At 73.8% G+C, this 18032-nt stretch carries 13 protein-coding genes, 1 tRNA gene, 1 pseudogene and 1 riboswitch; of the genes and pseudogenes, 7 read left to right on the top strand and 8 right to left on the bottom strand.

Annotation, left to right across the window (positions count from 1 at the left end; genetic code table 11):
• Positions 1–1578: 1578 nt before the first annotated feature.
• Both OG956_RS18545 and OG956_RS18540 read right to left on the bottom strand, forming a co-directional pair.
• Positions 1579–2859, bottom strand: a pseudogene (locus tag OG956_RS18545) (BTAD domain-containing putative transcriptional regulator); the annotation flags it as partial.
• Positions 2860–3112: 253 nt separating this feature from the next.
• Positions 3113–5188 (bottom strand): asparagine synthase-related protein, encoded by a 2076-nt coding sequence (locus tag OG956_RS18540; RefSeq protein ID WP_330339080.1) that lies wholly within the window; start codon positions 5186–5188, stop codon positions 3113–3115.
• Between the two features lie 667 nt (positions 5189–5855).
• Between OG956_RS18540 and OG956_RS18535 the strand changes: the two genes are divergently transcribed.
• From OG956_RS18535 to OG956_RS18520, 4 genes are all read left to right on the top strand, one after another.
• Positions 5856–7280, top strand: coding sequence for an MFS transporter (locus OG956_RS18535; protein WP_330339079.1), 1425 nt, complete (start codon positions 5856–5858; stop codon positions 7278–7280).
• Positions 7281–7342: 62 nt separating this feature from the next.
• Positions 7343–8566 (top strand): L-2-hydroxyglutarate oxidase, encoded by a 1224-nt coding sequence (lhgO, locus tag OG956_RS18530; RefSeq protein WP_330339078.1) that lies wholly within the window; start codon positions 7343–7345, stop codon positions 8564–8566.
• Positions 8567–8589: 23 nt separating this feature from the next.
• Entirely contained in the window at positions 8590–9462 is an 873-nt protein-coding gene (gene trmB, locus OG956_RS18525) for a tRNA (guanosine(46)-N7)-methyltransferase TrmB (protein WP_330339077.1), read from the top strand.
• Between the two features lie 42 nt (positions 9463–9504).
• Positions 9505–10821, top strand: a complete 1317-nt coding sequence (locus OG956_RS18520; protein WP_330339076.1) for a PrsW family intramembrane metalloprotease — start codon at positions 9505–9507, stop codon at positions 10819–10821.
• 84 nt (positions 10822–10905) lie between these two features.
• On the opposite strand, the gene OG956_RS18515 is transcribed toward OG956_RS18520, so the two are convergent.
• Both OG956_RS18515 and OG956_RS18510 read right to left on the bottom strand, forming a co-directional pair.
• On the bottom strand, positions 10906–11850 hold the full coding sequence (locus OG956_RS18515; protein WP_330339075.1) for an aldo/keto reductase: 945 nt from the start codon (positions 11848–11850) through the stop codon (positions 10906–10908).
• A 76-nt stretch (positions 11851–11926) separates the two neighbouring features.
• Entirely contained in the window at positions 11927–12952 is a 1026-nt protein-coding gene (locus OG956_RS18510) for a M23 family metallopeptidase (protein ID WP_330339074.1), read from the bottom strand.
• Between the two features lie 9 nt (positions 12953–12961).
• Positions 12962–13128, bottom strand: a riboswitch (cyclic di-AMP (ydaO/yuaA leader).
• 288 nt (positions 13129–13416) lie between these two features.
• On the opposite strand from OG956_RS18510, the gene OG956_RS18505 reads away from it, so the two are divergent.
• Positions 13417–13490, top strand: a tRNA-Met gene (locus OG956_RS18505).
• Positions 13491–13572: 82 nt separating this feature from the next.
• Here OG956_RS18505 and OG956_RS18500 read toward each other — a convergent pair.
• Positions 13573–14706 carry a dihydrofolate reductase family protein gene (locus OG956_RS18500; protein WP_330339073.1) on the bottom strand — a complete coding sequence of 378 codons (1134 nt, stop codon included), beginning with the start codon at positions 14704–14706 and terminating at the stop codon, positions 13573–13575.
• A 65-nt stretch (positions 14707–14771) separates the two neighbouring features.
• Here OG956_RS18500 and OG956_RS18495 point away from each other — a divergent pair, with 65 nt between their 5' ends.
• Together OG956_RS18495 and OG956_RS18490 are read left to right on the top strand one after the other, a co-directional pair.
• Entirely contained in the window at positions 14772–15308 is a 537-nt protein-coding gene (locus OG956_RS18495; protein WP_330339072.1) for a MarR family winged helix-turn-helix transcriptional regulator, read from the top strand.
• Between the two features lie 82 nt (positions 15309–15390).
• A complete protein-coding gene (locus OG956_RS18490; RefSeq protein ID WP_330339071.1) occupies positions 15391–16023 on the top strand; it encodes a GTP cyclohydrolase II in 633 nt (210 codons plus the stop codon).
• A 354-nt stretch (positions 16024–16377) separates the two neighbouring features.
• On the opposite strand, the gene OG956_RS18485 is transcribed toward OG956_RS18490, so the two are convergent.
• From OG956_RS18485 to OG956_RS18475, 3 genes are read right to left on the bottom strand one after another with little or no spacing between them, the layout of a single operon-like run.
• Positions 16378–16803, bottom strand: coding sequence for an arsenate reductase ArsC (locus OG956_RS18485; protein WP_330339070.1), 426 nt, complete (start codon positions 16801–16803; stop codon positions 16378–16380).
• A 29-nt stretch (positions 16804–16832) separates the two neighbouring features.
• Positions 16833–17606, bottom strand: coding sequence for an aquaporin (locus OG956_RS18480; protein ID WP_330339069.1), 774 nt, complete (start codon positions 17604–17606; stop codon positions 16833–16835).
• Positions 17603–17980 (bottom strand): ArsR/SmtB family transcription factor, encoded by a 378-nt coding sequence (locus tag OG956_RS18475; protein ID WP_330339068.1) that lies wholly within the window; start codon positions 17978–17980, stop codon positions 17603–17605. Before OG956_RS18475 ends, OG956_RS18480 begins: the two co-directional genes overlap by 4 nt.
• Positions 17981–18032 lie beyond the last annotated feature (52 nt).

Genomic DNA, 18032 nt, shown 5'->3' with positions numbered 1-18032 from the left:
GAAGTGCAGGGCGATGTGGGCGCGCATCAGCAGCACGAAGGCACGCGACTCCGGCACCGCGTACCGGTCGGCGGCCGCGCCCGCCTCGTCCAGCGCGGCCAGCGCGGCCTCGGCGTCGCCGGAGCGGTAGGCGATCTCGGCGAGGCGCGCCTTCAGGAACGGCGACTCGGCGTGGGCCCCCACCTCATGGGCGAGCCGCAGCGCCTCCTCGTACTCGGCGCGGGCCTCGGTGTACCTGCCGCGTGCCATGGCCGCCTCGCCGGCCGCGCTGCACACCTGGGCCCGCATCCAGCGGTCCCCGACACGCCGGCTGAGGATGCGCAGCTCGGCCAGGTCCTCGTCCACGCCCCGCAGGTTGCCCGGAGAGTCGACGACCACATGGGTGCGGTACATCAGGGAGACGCCGACCTCCCAGTCGCCGCCGTAGGCGCGGCAGTTGGCGACGGCCGCGGCCATGTCCGGTCCGAGGTCCGCCACGCCGCCCAGGTAGTAGGCGGTCAGCGGCCAGACGATGCCCGGGAGCCGGGCGGCCTGGGGGCCGCCGCACTCGTAGGCGGCGCGGACGCGCGCCAGGTACTGCGGGGCGCGCGGGTCGGCCACGAGGTCGTCGGCGCCCGACTCCGAGGTCAGGAACAGGTGGAGCATCCGCAGGTCCATCCGCAGCTCCCGAAGCGGATGCCCCGCCTCGCCGTCGGGCTTGGCGAGGAAGGCGCCGACCGGGTCGGCCGACTCGACCAGGGACATCAGGTCCGCCGGGGCGTCCAGTGCGTCCGGGGCGTCCGGGGCCGTGAGGGTGTCCAGGGCCACGCCCAGGCCGAGGACCATGCGGACCCGGGCGACCGCCTCCCGGCGGTGGTTGCGCAGCCACCAGAACCAGCCCATCGCCAGGGCGATCGCGCCCGCCTCCGGCTCGTCGCCGGCGCGCACCGAGCGGTCCAGGGCCGCCCGGATGTTGTCCAGCTCGGTCTCCAGGCGGGAGATCCACACCAGTTGGTCCGCCGACCTGAGGCGGGGGTCGGCCTCCTCCGCCAGCGCCCGCACCCACGCGCGGTGCCGGCGCTCGGCCGCAGCGCGCAGTCCGGGGACCTCCGCCGCGCGCTCGGTGGCGTACTCGTGGATGGTCTCCAGCATGCGGTAGCGCATGCCGCCGGAGCCGTCGGGGCCGCAGGGCGCGGCCACGACGAGGGACTTGTCCACCAGGGCGCCGATCAGGTCGGCCGCCGGTCCGGTGCAGACGGCCTCGGCGGCGGCGAGGTCCCAGCCGCCGGCGAACACGGACACCTCGCGCAGCACCGTGCGCTCGCGCTCGTCCAGCAGGTCCCAGGACCAGTCGACGACCGCGCGCAGGGTCTGCTGGCGGGGCAGGACCGTGCGGCTTCCGGAGGTGAGCAGGCGGAAGCGGTCGTCGAGCCGGTCGGCGATCTGCCGCGGGGTCAGCAGCCTGAGCCGGGCGGCGGCCAGCTCGATGGCGAGCGGCAGCCCGTCCAGGCGGCGGCAGATCTCCGCCACGGCCTCGGTGTCGGCGAGCACCGCATCGGCGTCGGGACGGACGGCCTTGGCGCGCTCGGCGAACAGCCGGTGCGCCTGCTCCGGGACCAGGGGCTCGACCGGGCGCACCGACTCACCGGGGACGCCCAGGGGTTCACGGCTGGTCGCGAGGATCGTGAGCCCCGGGCAGTGGGTGAGGAGGGTCTCGGCGAGGGCGGCTGCCGCGCCGATGACGTGTTCGCAGTTGTCAAGGATCAAGAGCCGGCTGCGCGGGGCGCAGTACTCGATCAGCAGGGCGACGGGGTCGGCCTGCGGGGCCGCCAGCTCGTTGGTCAGCAGCACGGTCTCGCGCAGACCGAGGGCGCTGACCACCGCGCCGGGCACCGCCTCCGGATGGTCGAGCGGGGCCAGCTCGACCATCCACGCCTCCGGAAGCCCTGCGGCGGCCTCCTCGGCGAGGCGGGTCTTTCCCGAGCCGCCCGGTCCGGTGAGCGTGACCAGGCGGGCCCTGTGCAAGTCGGAACGAATGGCCTCGAGTTCCGGTTCCCGCCCGACGAAGGAGGTCAGACGGGGGCGGAGATTGCCGGTGCGCTCGGGGCGTTGGGCCGGCGCTGGCTGCGCCCCCGACGCCTCCGACGGCATCGACGGCTTGGACGGCTGGCATGGCCCGGGCGTCTCCTGCCTCAGCAACGACGCGTGCAGGTCCCTGAGTTCCGGTCCCGGATCGGCGCCGAGGGTGTCGGCGAGGGTGCGGCGGACCGACTCGTACGCGGCGAGGGCGTCGGCGGCACGGCCGGCGTCGCGCAGCGCGCGGATGAGCAGCGCGTGCAGCGGCTCGTCCAGCGGATGGGCCGCGGTCAGCTCCGTCAGCTCCGGTACGACGTCGGGGGCGCGGCCGAGGTCGAGGGCGGCGGCGGCGCGGGCGCGGGCGGCCTCCAGGCGCAGGGCCTCCGGGCGGGTGGCGGCGGTGCGGTCGGGGAGGTCGGCGAGGGCGGGGCCGTGCCAGAGGGCGAGGGCCTCGGTGAGGGCGCGGTGCGCGGTGGCCGGGTCGGCCGCGGCGAGGGCCTTGGTGCCGGCGTGGACGAGGCGCTCGAAGACGAACAGGTCGACGTCGTCCGCGGTCGCCTCCAGGCGGTAGCCGCCCGGGGTGGACGTGACGGCGTGGCGGCCGAGGGCACGGCGGAGCCGGCCGACGAGGGCCTGGAGGGCGGCGGGGGCGTCCTGGGGCGGGTCCTGCGGCCAGATCTCGTCGATCAGGGTGTCGGCGCCGGTGGGGCGGCCGGGGCGGAGGGCCAGGGCGGTGAGCAGCGTGCGGAGGCGCCGGCCGCCGATGGGCAGGGGGGTGCCCTGCTCGTCCGCCGCTTGGGCCACGCCCAGGATTCTGTACCGCACCCGGTCATTGTCCCGGGGCGTCGGGGGTGGGGCGACGGGGTTTCACCGACCGGCGCGGGACCGGTGCCCCGGGCTGTGGCCGAGCGGGTTTCCGGCGCTGCGTCGATATGCGGCTCCGCCGCGTGGGCGCGACCGCCCACGACGGACCCGCACAAGGGCACGGCGGGAACCACCCCCCGCGGGAGCCTGGGGGCGGCAGCCCCCGGTAGGGCAGGGACAGCACCCTCAGCCTTCACGCGCCGGAAGCCAGAGCACCCCGGCGCGGCTGAATCCCCGACGGCACCGCACGCGCGCGTGTCGGTGTCCCCGTCCAGCAGGTGCCCCGCCGGGCCAGGAGGCGGTGGAGCCAGAGTTCCAGGGAGATGAGGTCGGCGAGGCCGTCGAGGGGGAGGGACTCGCCGTCGGCCGCCGAGCGCAGCGCCTTGCGGACGACGCGGGCCTCCACGAGGCCGGCGTCGGCCAGCAGGGGACTGGCGAAGAGGTCCTGGAGCGGTTCGGCGGCCACGCGCAGTCCCGCGCGGGCGGCCGCCGCCGAGGAGGCGTGCGAGGGGGCTCCCCAGCCGGGCGGGAGGCCGGTGACGCCGGCGCCCTCCAGGACCGTACGGAGGATCGAGGCGCGGGCGCCGGGCTGGACGCGCAGGGCCTCCGGGAGGGCGCGGCAGGCGCGGACGACCTGGTTGTCGAGGAAGGGTGCGTGCAGGCGCTGGGAGCGGATCTCGGCGGCCTGTTCCAGGACGCGCAGGTCGGCGGCGTGGCGGGCGAGGGCGGCACGCGCGCGGTACTCGCCGGGACGCTGCACGCCGGTCGCCGAGCGGTCCGCCTCCCCCTGCAGCAGAACCGATACTTCGGCCAGTGCCTCGCCCGTCAGCCAGCGGGCGGCCGGCCCGGGTCTGGCCCAGGTCAGCGCGGCGAGGGAGGCGCCGACCGCTCCGCCGGGCTCGTCGAAGCGGCGCCGCATCAGCCGCTCGGCCAGCACCTCCAGGCCGGCGCGGTAGGGGGTGCGGGCGAGCCGGCGGGCGGCGCCGTACACGCGCGCGGGGACCATCACCGAGCCGTCGGCCTTGGCGAGCGCGGCGACCGGGCGGACCAGATGGCGCCGTTTGCGGTCCATCAGGAGGTCGGCGAGGCGCGCGGGGTGGGCGTCCAGGACCTGCCGGGCGCCGTGGCCGGTGAAGTGGTCGGCGCTGCCTGCGGCGAGCCGGGCACGGTGCCGTGCGGCGGTGACCAGCGAGGGCCCGGGTTCGTCGGTGAGGGGGCCGTCGAGCTCGGCGTACGGCAGGGTCTCCTCGGCGCCGGTGACGACGACGTGGTGCAGGCGCGGGCCCGCGGCGAGGGCGCCGGCGCGCTCCAGTTCCGCCTCCCGGCCGCCGACGGCCAGGTCGTTGAAGGTGACGGCGAGGAGCCGCTCGCCGGCGCCGGTGCCGTGGCCGAGGAGCGTGCCGGGTCTGCCGGGCAGCCCGGCGGCGAGCAGCGCGAGGGTGCCGGAGGCGGGCCCGCCGGAGAGGTCGGCGCCGATGCCGGGCACGGGCATGCCGCGCCGGGCGCGCCGCTCGGCCGGTCCCATGCCGGGCACCGGCCCGGGGTCGAGGTCGGGCACGTGCCGGGGCGCCGACAGACGCGCGCGCACCGCCTCCACGAGGGCGTCCCGGACGGCGTCCACGGCGCTGTCGGGGTCGGCGGGGGGCGCGGCCACGGCGAGGGAGGCGACCGGCTCGTACCCGGCGATCTCGCGCGAGCCCGCGCGCAGCACGAGCGCGTGCCCCGGCGGGACGCGCCGTACCCCCTCGTACGGGGTGGTGTCGCGCAGCGCGGCCGGCACGTCCGGGGCGGCGAGCAGGGCGGCCAGGTGGCCGAAGTCGAGGTTGGCCTCGATGAGGTCGGCCAGCGGCAGCGCGGCGGTGGCGTAGGCGGTGCCGCCGGCCCAGGGGGTGTGGAACACCGGGCGGGCGCCCGCGAGATCGCCGCAGACGGTGATGCGGCGGCCGACCTTGACGACGGCCGTGTAGCTGCCCGGCCAGGCGGTCAGATGGCGCAGGGCGCCGCCGCGCGCGGTGAACAGGCCGCGCCGCAGCTCGTCGTCGGAGGCGCCGCAGATGCCGAGGACGGCGATGCGGTTGTCCGCGTCGGCCTTCACCACGCGCACCTCGTCCGGGCGCCAGTCGCCGACGGCCCACAGCGGATCGGGGTCGCCCCACAGCAGCTGGGAGCCGACCGGGTGCAGGGTCTCGCCGTCATACCCGGTGGCGCCCGCTGAGCCGATGCCGGCGAAGCTCGCGGCGGTGCTGCTCCAACCCACCAACCACCGCATCGACGCCTCCACAGCCTGTGGACAACAGTGCACCGCACGAACCGGACCCCATGCTGCCACGAAGCAAGCGCTGTGGAGGGTCGGCGGCACCGGCTTCGATCGAGGGAACCGCAGGGCGGGAGCCGGAAGAACACGACGTGAATGCGCCCCCTGTACGCTCCCCCAAGACGCCCTTCGCGCCCCGAACTTGCGTGGTCGGAGCGGGAGTTCACCGCGACAGACAGGGGCGATTTTCAGCCAAATCTGCTGAACCAAAAGGAAGATGAGCACGCTCCGTACAGGCCCTCGGAGCGTGCGGCGGCGCGGATACGCGCACAGTCCGGGAGGCGGGCATCGCCTCCCGGACCGGTCCGCCACCCGCGGGGATGAAGGTGGCGGTGTCCCCCAGCCCACTGGATCCAGTACAGCGGGCCGACCCACGCAGGACCCATGGAACCGCTCCCGAGGTGGCCGGAGAAGAGCGCACGGACGGGCGCACGGCCACACGCGCCGGGGCACGCGGCGAACGGCCGTGCACGGTGCGTACAGGACCGCACTTCCGTACGGACCACAATCCCGCCATCCGGAACAATGCCCCTTAACGCTTGGGATGCGGCGAACTACGCTGGGTTTACGAATGCCGCATGGTTATGCCAGCGCGGCAGCCGTCTGTGTCGAGGGGTGGCGCATGTCCAGGGAGCAACGCGGGCCGAACGAAAAACTCGGCGCCGTTCTCGCCCTCGCGGGAATCAGCAACGCCGGACTCGCGCGGCGCGTCAACGACCTCGGCGCCCAACGCGGTCTGACTCTTCGCTACGACAAGACCTCCGTGGCGCGCTGGGTGTCGAAGGGGATGGTGCCGCAGGGAGCGGCGCCGCACCTCATCGCGGCCGCCATCGGCCAGAAGCTCGGCCGCCCGGTGCCGCTCCACGAGATCGGCCTGGCGGACGCGGATCCCGCGCCCGAAGTGGGCCTCGCCTTCCCCAGAGACGTCGGCCAGGCGGTGAAGTCGGCGACGGAGCTGTACCGCCTCGACCTCGCGGGCCGCCGCGCCGGCTCCGGCGGCATCTGGCAGTCGCTCGCCGGATCGTTCGCAGTGAGCGCATACGCAACGCCCGCCTCACGCTGGCTGATAACCCCCGCCGACAGCTCGGTCGCGCGGGAGGCCGGCTCCGCGGACGGCTCCGGCGCACCGATCAAAGTCGGCCACAGCGATGTGCAGAAGCTGCGCGAGGCCGCCGAGGACGCCCGGCGCTGGGACTCCAAGTACGGCGGCGGGGACTGGCGTTCGTCGATGGTGCCGGAGTGCCTGCGGGTGGAGGCGGCGCCGCTGCTGCTCGGCTCCTACTCCGACGAGGTGGGCCGCGCGCTCTTCGGGGCCTCCGCCGAACTGACCCGGCTCGCCGGCTGGATGGCCTTCGACACCGGGCAGCAGGAGGCGGCGCAGCGGTACTACATCCAGGCGCTGCGGCTCGCGCGGGCGGCGGCGGACGTTCCGCTGGGCGGCTATGTGCTGGCCTCCATGTCGCTGCAGGCTACCTACCGCGGCTTCGGCGACGAGGGGGTCGACCTGGCGCAGGCCGCGCTGGAGCGCAACCGCGGGCTGGCCACCGCGCGGACGATGAGTTTCTTCCGGCTGGTGGAGGCGCGGGCACACGCGCGTGCGGGCGACGCACAGGCCGCCGGAGCCGCGCTGAAGGCGGCGGAGGGATGGCTGGAGCGATCACGCGAGGGGGACAACGACCCGTCTTGGCTTGGTTTTTATGGCTATGACCGGTTCGCGGCGGACGCGGCCGAGTGCTACCGCGATCTGAAGGCGCCCCGCCAGGTGCGGCGGTTCACGGAACAGGCGCTGTCGAAGCCGACCGAGGAGTTCGTGCGGTCGCACGGGCTGCGGCTGGTGGTCTCGGCGGTGGCCGAGCTGGAGTCCGGGAATCTGGACGCCGCCTGTGAGCAGGGGGTGCGGGCCGTGGAGGTGGCCGGGCGGATCTCCTCGGCCCGGACGACGGAGTACGTGAAGGACCTGCTGCACCGCCTGGAGCCGTACGGGGACGAACCGAGGGTGGTGGAGCTGCGGGAGCGGGCCCGGCCGCTGCTCATGGCCCCGGCATGACAAGCCTCACCGCCCGTGTTTGAAGGCGTTGTCAGTGGCGCAGTGCACTATCGAGGTGGGAGGTGGTGCAGGTGCCGGTCGGGGCGTACGACTGCGATGTGCTCGTGGTCGGTGGGGGGATCGTCGGGCTGTCCACGGCGTATGCGATCACCCGGGCCGCGCCGGGCACGGCGGTCACCGTGCTGGAGAAGGAGCCGGGTCCGGCCCGGCACCAGACGGGGCGCAACAGCGGCGTGATCCACAGCGGGATCTACTACCGCCCGGGCTCGCTCAAGGCGCGGTACGCGGTGCGGGGCGCCGCCGAGATGGTGAAGTTCTGCGCCGAGTACGGCATCGCCCACGCCGTCACCGGCAAGCTGATCGTCGCCACCGAGCGGGAGGAGCTGCCCCGGCTGCACGCGCTCGTGCAGCGCGGCCGGGAGAACGGCATTCCGGTCCGCGAGCTGGGCGCCGCCCAGATCGGGGAGTACGAGCCCGAGGTCCGCGGCCTCGCCGCCATACACGTCGGCAGCACGGGCGTGTGCGACTTCGCCGGAGTGGCCCGGCAGCTTGCGCAGGCCTCCGGCGCCGAGATCCGCTACGGCGCCCGGGTGGTCCGGATCGACCGCCGCCCGGAGCGCGGCGTGGCCGTCCTCACCGCGGGCGGAGACGTCGTCCGCGCCCGGGTGCTGGTCAACTGCGCCGGGCTGCACTGCGACGAGGTGGCCCGGCTGACCGGGGACGAGCCCGGGGTACGGATCGTGCCGTTCCGCGGGGAGTACTACGAGCTGGCCCGGCCGGAGCTGGTGCGCGCACTGGTCTATCCGGTGCCGGACCCGGCGTTCCCGTTCCTCGGGGTCCATCTGACGAGGGGCATCGACGGCGGCGTGCACATCGGGCCCAACGCGGTGCCGGCCCTGGCCCGGGAGGGGTACGGCTGGGGGGTCGTACGCCCCCGGGAGCTGGCCGGCACCCTGGCGTGGCCCGGGTCGTGGGCGATCGCCCGGCGGCACTGGAGATACGGCGCCGGCGAGCTGCACCGCTCACTGTCCAAGGGGGCGTTCCTGCAGGCGGTGCGCCGGCTGCTGCCCGCGGTCGGGGCGGACGACCTGGTGCGGGCCCCCGCCGGGGTGCGGGCCCAGGCGGTGCTGCGGGACGGCACGCTGGTCGACGACTTCCTCATCCGGGAGGGAGCGCGGGCCGTCCACGTGCTCAACGCGCCGTCCCCGGCGGCCACGGCCTCCCTGCCGATCGGGCGGGAGATCGGGCGCCGGGTGCTGGACATGCTCGGGAAGGCGTCCGCGTAGTGCCCCGTAAAATCGGAAGCACTGTGTCTGACTCCCTGAACGCGCCCGAAGCCCCCACGCCCGCCCCCCGCACCGCCGGTGTGCCCGTCCGGCACACCCGGGCCAAGGGCGAGCCGCGGTTCCCGGACGGTCCCAAGGCCGACCCCGCCGGCTCGCACTTCGAGCGGCGGATCCGCAGCTTCCAGCCGCGGCGCAGCCGGGTCACCGCCGGGCAGGCGGACGCGCTGCAGCGGCTGTGGCCGAAGTGGGGCCTGGACATCGACGGGCAGCGGGTCATCGACCTGGCCGGGCTGTTCGGCAACGACAGACCGGTCGTGCTGGAGATCGGGTTCGGGATGGGCGAGGCCACCGCGCAGATGGCCGCCGCCGACCCGGACACGAACATCCTCGCCGTCGACGTCCACACCCCGGGCCAGGGCAATCTGCTCGCGCTCGCCGACCGCAACGGCCTGACCAACGTCCGGGTGGCCAACGGGGACGCGATCATCCTGCTCAGGGAGATGCTCACCCCCGACTCGCTCGACGGGCTGCGGGTGTACTTCCCGGACCCCTGGCCCAAGAAGCGGCACCACAAGCGGCGGCTCATCCAGCCCGCGTTCCTCGACCTCGCCGCGACCCGGCTCAGGCCCGGCGCGATCGTGCACTGCGCGACCGACTGGGAGCCGTACGCCGAGCAGATGCTCGAGGTGCTCACCGGGCACCCCGACTTCGAGAACACGCAGGCGGACGGCGGTTTCGCGCCGCGCCCCGGGTTCCGGCCGCTGACCCGTTTCGAGGGCCAGGGACTCCAGAAGGGACACGTGGTGAACGATCTGCTCTTCCGCCGCGTACCGCACCGGGACAGCGGTCCCGGCGACCGGCAGGACTGCGATCGGTCCGGTCGGCAGGACCGATAAAGAACTCCAGCCCTTCGTCCCGCCACCGTTAGGGTCGATGCCGTGGCCACCAGTCCTCCCTTCCCGACGTATCCCCCGGGCCCGCACGGCCCCGTGCTGCGCCATCCGCACTGGTGGCAGCGCCAGTGGGTGCGGTACGGAGCGCTGATCACCCTGCTGGCCATGTCCGGTCTGGTCATCCTGGCGCTGGTGCGCCGGCAGACCGGCACCGAGGGGTTTCTCGTCGGGCTCGGCCTCGCCGTGCTGCCCGTGCCCTGGCTCATGGCCGCCTTCCGGTGGCTGGACCGGGTGGAGCCGGGCCCCTGGCGGAACCTGGTGTTCGCCTTCGCCTGGGGAGCGTGCGCGGCGGCGCTGATAGCCATCGTCGCCAACAGCTTCGCGACCAAGTGGATAGCCACCGCCACCGCCGATCCGGCCAGTGCCGACACCCTGGGCGCCACCGTGATAGCGCCCATCGTGGAGGAGTCCGCCAAGGCCGCCGCCGTCCTGCTGGTCTTCCTCTTCCGCAGACGCGACTTCACCGGGATCGTCGACGGGGTGGTGATAGCGGGCATCACCGCCACCGGGTTCGCGTTCACCGAGAACATCCTCTACCTGGGCACGGCCTTCGGGGCCGACCAGGTCAGCGGCGGCAGCGGCATCGCCTCCGTCACCGCCGCCACCTTCTTCGTGCGCATCGTGATGTCGCCGTTCGCGCACCCGCTGTTCACCACCCTCACCGGCCTGGGCTTCGGCATCTCGGCGCTCTCCGCCGAGCGGCAGCGGGCCCGGCGGGTGCTGCTGCCGCTCGGCGGTCTGCTGCTGGCGATGAGCATGCACGCCTTCTGGAACGGCTCCTCCACCTTCGGCGAGTTCGGGTTCTTCGCCGTCTACGGCGGATTCATGGTGCCCGTGTTCGGGCTGCTGACCTGGCTCGCGATCTTCACGCGGCAGCGGGAGCTGCGCACCGTGCGGGAGGAGCTGCCGGCGTATGTGCTGGCCGGATGGCTGGGGCCGGCCGAGCCGTTCGCGCTCGGGTCGATGCGGGCGCGGCGCACGGCCCGGGACTACGCCCGGCACCACGGCGGCCGGCCGGCGGCGCGGGCCGTGGCCCGGTACGAGGCGTACGCCACCTCGCTCGCGTTCCTGCGGCACCGGGGGCGCCGCGGCAAGGCGGGGGCCGACTTCGTCGTACGGGAGCGGGAGCTGCTGGACGAGCTGTGGAAGCGGCGGGATCTGGCCCGGCCGGCGCTGGAGTACGCGGCACGCGTGATCCCGCAGCCCCGGCCGGTGTACACGCCGCCGGCGCCCACGCCCTACTGGCCGGCGTACGGGTATCCGGCGGCGCCCTACTCCGCTTACAACCCGTATCGGTCGTAGCCGATCGGGCTGCAGGGAGCTCGGCACCGCCGGAATGCGCCGTCGTGGCCGAGCGCCGCGGCGGGGCTTGCGGCCGGCGAAGGACTAGGCCGACGCCTCCGTCAGCGTCTGGACCTCCTTCTCCGTCAGCTTCAGGTCGACCACGGCGAGCAGGGCCGGGAGCTGCTCCACCGTGCGGGCCGAGGCGATCGGGGCGGTGACGGTGGGCTGGGCGGCGAGCCAGGCGAGGGCGACCGTGGCGACGGGGGCCTCGTGGGCGGCGGCGATCTCGTCCAGGGCCGCCAGGACCTTCTGACCGCGCTCGGAGTCGGCGTACCCCTGGGCCCGGCCCGCGCGGGCGCTGTCGACCTTGGTGCCGGGCCGGTACTTGCCGGTGAGGAAGCCCGCGGCAAGGGAGAAGTACGGCACCGCGGCCAGGCCCTGCTCGGCGACCAGGTCCTGCAGCGGGCCCTCGTAGGTGTCGCGGGAGACCAGGTTGTAGTGGGGCTGGAGGGCGACGTAGCGGGCCAGGCCCTCGCGGTCGGAGAAGTCCAGCGAGGCCTTCAGGCGCTCGGGGCTGATGTTGGAGGCGGCGATGTGCCGGACCTTGCCCGCCCGGACCAGCTCGTCGAGCGCGCCGATGATCTCCTCGACGGGGATCTCGGGCTTGTCGAAGTGGGTGTAGTAGAGGTCGATGTAGTCGGTGTCCAGGCGGCGCAGGGAGGCGTCGGCGGCGGCCTTGATGTTGGCGGCGGACAGTCCCTGGTACTCGGGGTGCTGGCTGACCTTGGTGGCGACGACGACACGGTCGCGGTTGCCGCGGGACTTGATCCACTTTCCGAGGACCGTCTCGGACTCGCCGCCCTTGTGGCCCTCGATCCAGGCCGTGTAGGAGTCGGCGGTGTCGATGAAGTTGCCGCCGGCCTCCGCGTAGGCGTCGAGGACGGCGAAGGAGGTCTCCTCGTCCGCGGTCCAGCCGAAGACGTTGCCGCCCAGGCAGAGCGGGAAGACCTCGAGGCCGGAGGAACCGAGTGTGCGCAGAGAAGTCATGCTCCAAGTCAACGCCGGCGGTGGATGATCGCATTCCGCCGCCGGCGTGGGAATCCCGCGAGAAGAGCGGTGCGGCTCAGGGGTTGAGGCCCTTGTCGCGCAGCCAGGGCGCCGGGTCGATCCCGGTGGCCTGCCCGTTCGGGTGGACCTCCAGGTGCAGGTGCGGGCCGGTGACGTTGCCGGTGGCGCCGACGCGGCCGATGACCTGGCCGGTGGAGACCTTCTGGCCGACGGAGACGTTGATCGAGGACTGGTGGCAGAACCACAGCTCGGTGCCGTCGTCCAGGGTCAGGACGGTGCGGTAGCCGTAGGCGCCGGCCCAGCCCGCCTCGGTGACCGTGCCGCTGTGGACGGCCTTGATGAGGGTGCCGGTGGGGGCGGCGAAGTCGAGACCGGTGTGGTAGCCGGACGACCACATCGCGCCGGGCTGTCCGAAGGTGCCGGTGATCGTGTACGACACGACCGGCAGCGTGTACTGCTTGGCCAGCTCGGCCAGCCGCTTGGCCTCGGCGGCCTTCTCGGCGTCGGCCTCCGCCTTCTCCTTGGCGGCGGCGGCCTTGGCGGCGGCCTCCTTCTCCGCCTTGGCGGCCGCGTCGGCGGTCTGCTTCTCGGCGGCGGCGAGCGCGGCGGTGGTGGCCTTGCTGTCGGCCTGGCCCCGCTGCTGCTCGGCCTGGGCCATGATCCGGTTGCGCAGCGCCTCGCCCGCGTTGCCGGTCTCGGCGCTGTCGGTGGTGGTGCCGACCTTGCTGAGCCCGGTGGCGGCGGCCTCGGGAGCGGAGGAGGAGTCGCCGAAGATGTGCTCGACGGAGTCCAGGTCCGGCAGGGAGATGGAGACCGGCGGCTTGCCGGTGTTGGCGCTGGCCATGCCGCCCGCGCCGACCGCGGCCATCACGCCGACGCCGAGGACGGTGGAGCTGCGCGCGAAGCCGCCGCGCTGCTTGGCGACCCGGTGCCGGCCCCGGACCGGGGCGACGGAGTCCTCGGTGGGGTTCCACTCCTCCCAGGGGCCCTCCTCGGCGCGGTAGGCGCCGTAGCCGAAGGTCTCCGGCTCGGCCTGCTGGGGCATGAAGGGGGCTTCTGGGGCGGGCCGGTTGGACGCCACTCGGGCGTGCTCCTTTCCTTCCTCCGCCTACCGGGTTAGCTGACGGGTTCGGAGCAGGAAGGTCTCCTACGCGCGTATACCGGTCGTGGACTCTGCGAGTTCACGACGGCATCCGCGTGATTCACCCCAAGGTGGTGGTTCCCCGGTTCCCTCGCGGGATTCGGCGCGTGCGCACGGAGCCGCCTCTTGTGACGGCTGGGACGACCGCGCTGCGTTATCGAACGTTAATAGACCTGACAGGCACTTTCCAAGCCGTTCGGCTTGATCATTAAGGTTTCCGGCCGGGGACTTACCGGCCAAGACTGCGGAAAAAGGGGCGAGTTGGTCAGCGAACAGCAGCATCGGTGTTTTTGATGGTGTCTCAGATGTTATGCGGACGGCGGTCGTCCGGTCACTCTTGGTGAGGGACGGCCGGGGATGGCGTCGGGCGGCCTTCGGACTGGTGTATGCTGGAGTCACAACGACGCGGGGTGGAGCAGCTCGGTAGCTCGCTGGGCTCATAACCCAGAGGTCGCAGGTTCAAATCCTGTCCCCGCTACTGAAGGCTCAGGGCCCGGAAACCAGCTGGTTTCCGGGCCCTGGGTGTTTTCCGGCCCAGGGTGTTCCCCGGCCCGGAGTGTTCACCCCAGCAGGTGGGCGTTCGGCGCCTTGGCGAGGTCCTCCAGCTCCGGCAGGACGACCACCTGCGCGCCCCCGCCGGCCAGCACCCCGGTCCCGTCGGCCCCCGGCACGAACGTGTCCGGCTCCTGCCACGCCGTGACCACCCGCCGTACCCCCGCGCGAAGGATCAGCTCGGCGCAGGGGGCGGGCCGCGAGGCGCGCCGGGCGCAGGGCTCGAGGCTGCTGTAGACGGTGGCGCCGGCCAGGCGCGGGTCGGCCGGATCGACCTTGGCCAGCGCGGCCTCCTCCGCGTGGACCACCGCGTCCCCGCCCTCCCGCGAATGGCCGCGGGCCAGTTCCGTCCCGTCGGCGGCGACCACCAGCGCACCGACGCTGAACGCCGTCTTCGCGGGCGGGCACAGCGCGGCCAGCTCGCAGGCGGTGCGCAGCCAGTGCCGGTCGGCGGCGGTGGGCAGCGGACCGCTGCCGGGGGCCGTGGGCTCGTACCGCATGAGGACCACGTCCTCGATACGGCGGGTCTCGGTGAGCCGCAGCCGGCCGGCCTGGTAGCCGCCGGGCCCGAACAGGCGGGGCGCGGCCGGGTCGCCGACGAAAAGCGGCGCGAGGACCAGCTGCAGTTCGTCGGCGAGGCCCTGCCGCAGCAGCTGGGTGTGGACCGTGCCGCCGCCCTCGACCATCAGCCGCCGCACCCCGCGCACGTCGTGCAGGTGGGACAGCAGCGCCCGCCAGTCGAGGCCGGGGCCGAGCGGGACGACGTCGGCGACGTCGCCGACCCGGCCGGCGGCCCGCTCCGCCCCCTCGTCGGTGGTGTAGACGAGCTTGTCGCCGCCGGTGTGCCAGAACCGCGCGCCGGGGTCGAGGTCGCCGGTGGCGGTGACGGTCACCTTCAGCGGGTACTCCGGTCGGCCCGCCCGGACCCGGGCCGCGCGCCGCTCGGCCGAGTTGACCAGCAGCCTCGGGTTGTCGGCGCGGATCGTGCCGGCGCCGACGAGGATGGCGTCGACGGAGGCCCGGACCGCGTCGACCCGGTCGAAGTCGGCCGGGCTGGACAGCAGCAGCCGGTCGGGGCCGGTGTCGTCCAGGTAGCCGTCGAGGGAGACGGCGGCGGACAGCAGCACGTACGGGTACGACATCGGCGCGGTCTCCCTGCGGGGTGGCGTGACTTGGTTCAAGTTTTAAACAAACTTACACTGGCGGCATGACGACCCGCTGGCTCAGCCCCGAGGAGCTGCGCGCCTGGCGCGCGTATCTCGCCGCGTCGCGCCTCCTGGAGGACGCCGTCGACCGACAGCTCCAGCAGGACGCCGGCATGCCCCATCTGTTCTACTCCGTGCTGGCCAACCTCTCCGAGGCGCCCGACCGGCGGCTGCGGATGACCGATCTCGCCGAGACGCTGAAGATCACGCGCAGCAGGCTGACGTACGCGGTGAGCCGGCTCGAGCGGGACGGGCTGGTGCGCCGGGAGGACTGCCGCTGGGACAGGCGCAGCAGCATCGCCGTGCTGACGGACGAGGGCATGGCCGTACTGGAGCGTACGGCGCCCGGGCACGTCGAGACCGTGCGCGCGACCCTCTTCGACCGGCTCACGCCGGAGCAGGTGGGGCAGCTGGAGGAGATCTGCACGGGGATCGCGCGCGGCCTGCAGGGCGAGGGCGCCGCTCCCCGGACGGAGGAGGTGCCCTGGCGGCGCCGTTCGTCCTGTTCCGGCCCCGATTCCCCGGCCGGCGGAAACTGATTGCTTTAACTTTTAAGCATGCGGTAGGGTCCCTGCGTATAGCTGCTTCAAATCTGAAGCAAAAGCCTCCGGAGGGATCCGCATGCCCGACACTCCCGCCGCCACGCCGCGCGCCCGCGTCCGGGTGCCGCTGCGCTTCCACGACGGCTACGGCGTCGACGCCGAGCTCGTCACCTTCCACGGCCTGACCGACGGGCAGGAGCACGTCGCCGTCGTCCTCGGCGACCCGGCGCCGGGCGCGGTCCCGCTGGTGCGGCTGCACTCCGAGTGCCTGACCGGCGACGTCTTCGGCTCGGCCCGCTGCGACTGCGGACCCCAGCTGCGCGAGGCGGTCGAGCGCATCGCCGGCCGCGGCGGCGTCCTGCTCTACCTCCGCCAGGAGGGCCGCGGCATCGGCCTCTACAACAAGCTCGACGCGTACGCCCTCCAGGACCAGGGCCTCGACACCTACGAGGCGAACGCCGCGCTCGGCCTGCCGGAGGACGCCCGCGACTACACGGCCGCCGCGCAGATGCTGGCCGCGCTCGGCATCGGCGAACTGGACCTGCTGTCCAACAACCCCGACAAGGCCGAGCAGTTGCGCACCCTGGGCGTCACCGTCCGGGACCGGATCCCGACCGGTGTCTTCACCACGCCCCACAACGTCCGCTACCTCCGCGCGAAGGTCCTCCAGACCCGCCACACGCTGCCGCTGACGGAGCTGGGGGTGGGGTGAGGCGGGCGCCCCCGCGCACCCGCCACGACCACTTCCCCGGCGGCAAGGCACAGCCCTTCCAGACCGTGGTGACGTGGACGTCCAGCGAGGTCCGGGACTCCCGGCTCGCCCGCCTGCCCTCGGTGCCGCATCCCGAACGGCCGCCGCACGCCGAGTACCCGGAGCGCGACCTGGCCGCCCTGGCCCGCGGGTTCGCGGGACTCATGACGGACCACCCGGGCCACTTCGCCCTCGTCCGGCACATCCACGCCGAGGCCGGCCATGTGCCGTCCGAGGTCCTGAGAGGAGCAGCCGGGCGAGGGCGGCGATCGTCGGAACCGCCTCCTCGGCGGACGCGTCGGACGCCGGACTGCTCTATCCGGCCTGGGCCGGGATGCCCAGTTCGGTCAGCAGGGCGCGGACGCGCCGGGCGATGGCGTCGCGGATGGGGCGGACCGCCTCGACGCCCTGGCCGGCCGGGTCGTCCAACGGCCAGTCCACGTACCGCTTGCCGGGGAAGACCGGGCAGGCGTCGCCGCAGCCCATCGTGATGACCACGTCCGAGGACCGTACCGCCTCGGTGGTGAGGATCTTCGGCGTCTCGGCGGAGAGGTCGATGCCCACCTCCGCCATGGCCTCGACGACCGCGGGGTTGACCGCGTCGGCGGGGGCGGAGCCGGCCGAGCGGACCTCGACCCGGTCGCCGCCGAGGCGGGCGAGGAAGGCGGCGCCCATCTGGGAACGGCCGGCGTTGTGGACGCAGACGAACAGCACCGAGGGGCGCTGGGCGGCGGAACTCATGCGGGGTGTCCTAGCAGGCGGAGGGTCGGTCAGGAGGAGGCGAGTCCGGCTTCGGCCTCGAGTCCGGGGCCGGGCGCGGGTGCGGATGCGCCGGGGGGTACGGCGGTGCCGTCGGTCCGGTTGGGCGCCTGGCGGCCGTACACGACCGTCACGGCGGCCAACCCCAGCACGGAGCCCAGCAGTTGGGCGCCGACGAAGGGGGCGACGGAGGCGGGGGCGATCCCGGCGAAGGTGTCGGTGAAGGCGCGGCCGACGGTGACGGCGGGGTTCGCGAAGGAGGTGGAGGAGGTGAACCAGTAGGCGGCCCCGATGTACGAGGCGACGGCCACCGGCGCGAGCGCGGCGCGGCCGGCCCGCTCCAGGCCGAGGACGAGCAGGATCAGCCCTCCCGTGGCCACGACCTCGCCCAGCAGCAGATGCCCGGCGGACCGCTCGTGGCCGGAGAACGCGGCCGGCGGCACGCCGAACATGGCGTCGGCCAGTACCGCGCCGCCGATGGCCCCGGCGATCTGCGCGGGCACGTACGCGGCGACCTCGCGCAGGCCCGGCCCGGTGCCGGTGCGGCGGCCGGTGAACCAGACGGCCAGAGTGACGGCGGGGTTGAAGTGCGCGCCGGAGACCGGTCCGAACAGCGTGATCAGCACGCCCAGGCCGAACACGGTGGCCAGCGAGTCGGCCAGCAGTTGCACGCCGACGTCGTGGGACAGCTCGGTCGCCTGGATGCCGGAACCCACGACCACGGCGACCAGCGACCCGGTGCCCAGCGCCTCGGCCGCGACCCGGCGGCCGAGGGACGCGGTCACGCCGTCACCCCGGTGGCCTGTGGCCTGGTCAGGAACCCGGCGAGCTTGTCCAGGACGCCGGGCAGCACCCAGTAGTACACCCACGTCCCCCGGCGCTCGCAGTCGATCAGACCGGCCTGGCGCAGCAGCTTGAGGTGGTGGGAGATCGTCGGCTGGGACAGGTCGAAGGCGGGCGTCATCTCGCAGACGCACACCTCACCGCCCTCCCGCGAGGCGATCATCGACAGCAGCCGCAGCCGTACCGGATCACCCAGTGCCTTGAAGACCCTGACCAACTCCGCGGCGCGTTCGTCGTCCAGCGGTGCGGCGGCCAGGCCCGGGCAGCAGGCGGCGGCACTCTCCTGGCCGATCACCTCGAGCTCTTGTTTCGACATGCTTCTATGTTGACGTTTCTCGATCCAAGGCGCAAGGTTACATCGACGGACT

Origin of the sequence: Streptomyces sp. NBC_00557, assembly GCF_036345995.1 — a bacterium.
GTDB lineage: Bacteria > Actinomycetota > Actinomycetes > Streptomycetales > Streptomycetaceae > Streptomyces.
Note: the sequence above shows the minus strand (reverse complement) of the source record. Positions and strands in the feature narration are given on the sequence as shown.

What these genes read in the sequence shown, in the direction of transcription:
- OG956_RS18540 (WP_330339080.1), bottom strand. Translation starts at nt 5,188, where the DNA reads ATGCGGTGGTTGGTGGGTTGGAGCAGCACCGCCGCGAGCTTCGCCGGC.
- OG956_RS18535 (WP_330339079.1), top strand. Translation starts at nt 5,856, where the DNA reads ATGTCCAGGGAGCAACGCGGGCCGAACGAAAAACTCGGCGCCGTTCTC.
- OG956_RS18515 (WP_330339075.1), bottom strand. Translation starts at nt 11,850, where the DNA reads ATGACTTCTCTGCGCACACTCGGTTCCTCCGGCCTCGAGGTCTTCCCG.
- OG956_RS18500 (WP_330339073.1), bottom strand. Translation starts at nt 14,706, where the DNA reads ATGTCGTACCCGTACGTGCTGCTGTCCGCCGCCGTCTCCCTCGACGGC.
- OG956_RS18495 (WP_330339072.1), top strand. Translation starts at nt 14,772, where the DNA reads ATGACGACCCGCTGGCTCAGCCCCGAGGAGCTGCGCGCCTGGCGCGCG.
- OG956_RS18490 (WP_330339071.1), top strand. Translation starts at nt 15,391, where the DNA reads ATGCCCGACACTCCCGCCGCCACGCCGCGCGCCCGCGTCCGGGTGCCG.
- OG956_RS18485 (WP_330339070.1), bottom strand. Translation starts at nt 16,803, where the DNA reads ATGAGTTCCGCCGCCCAGCGCCCCTCGGTGCTGTTCGTCTGCGTCCAC.
- OG956_RS18475 (WP_330339068.1), bottom strand. Translation starts at nt 17,980, where the DNA reads ATGTCGAAACAAGAGCTCGAGGTGATCGGCCAGGAGAGTGCCGCCGCC.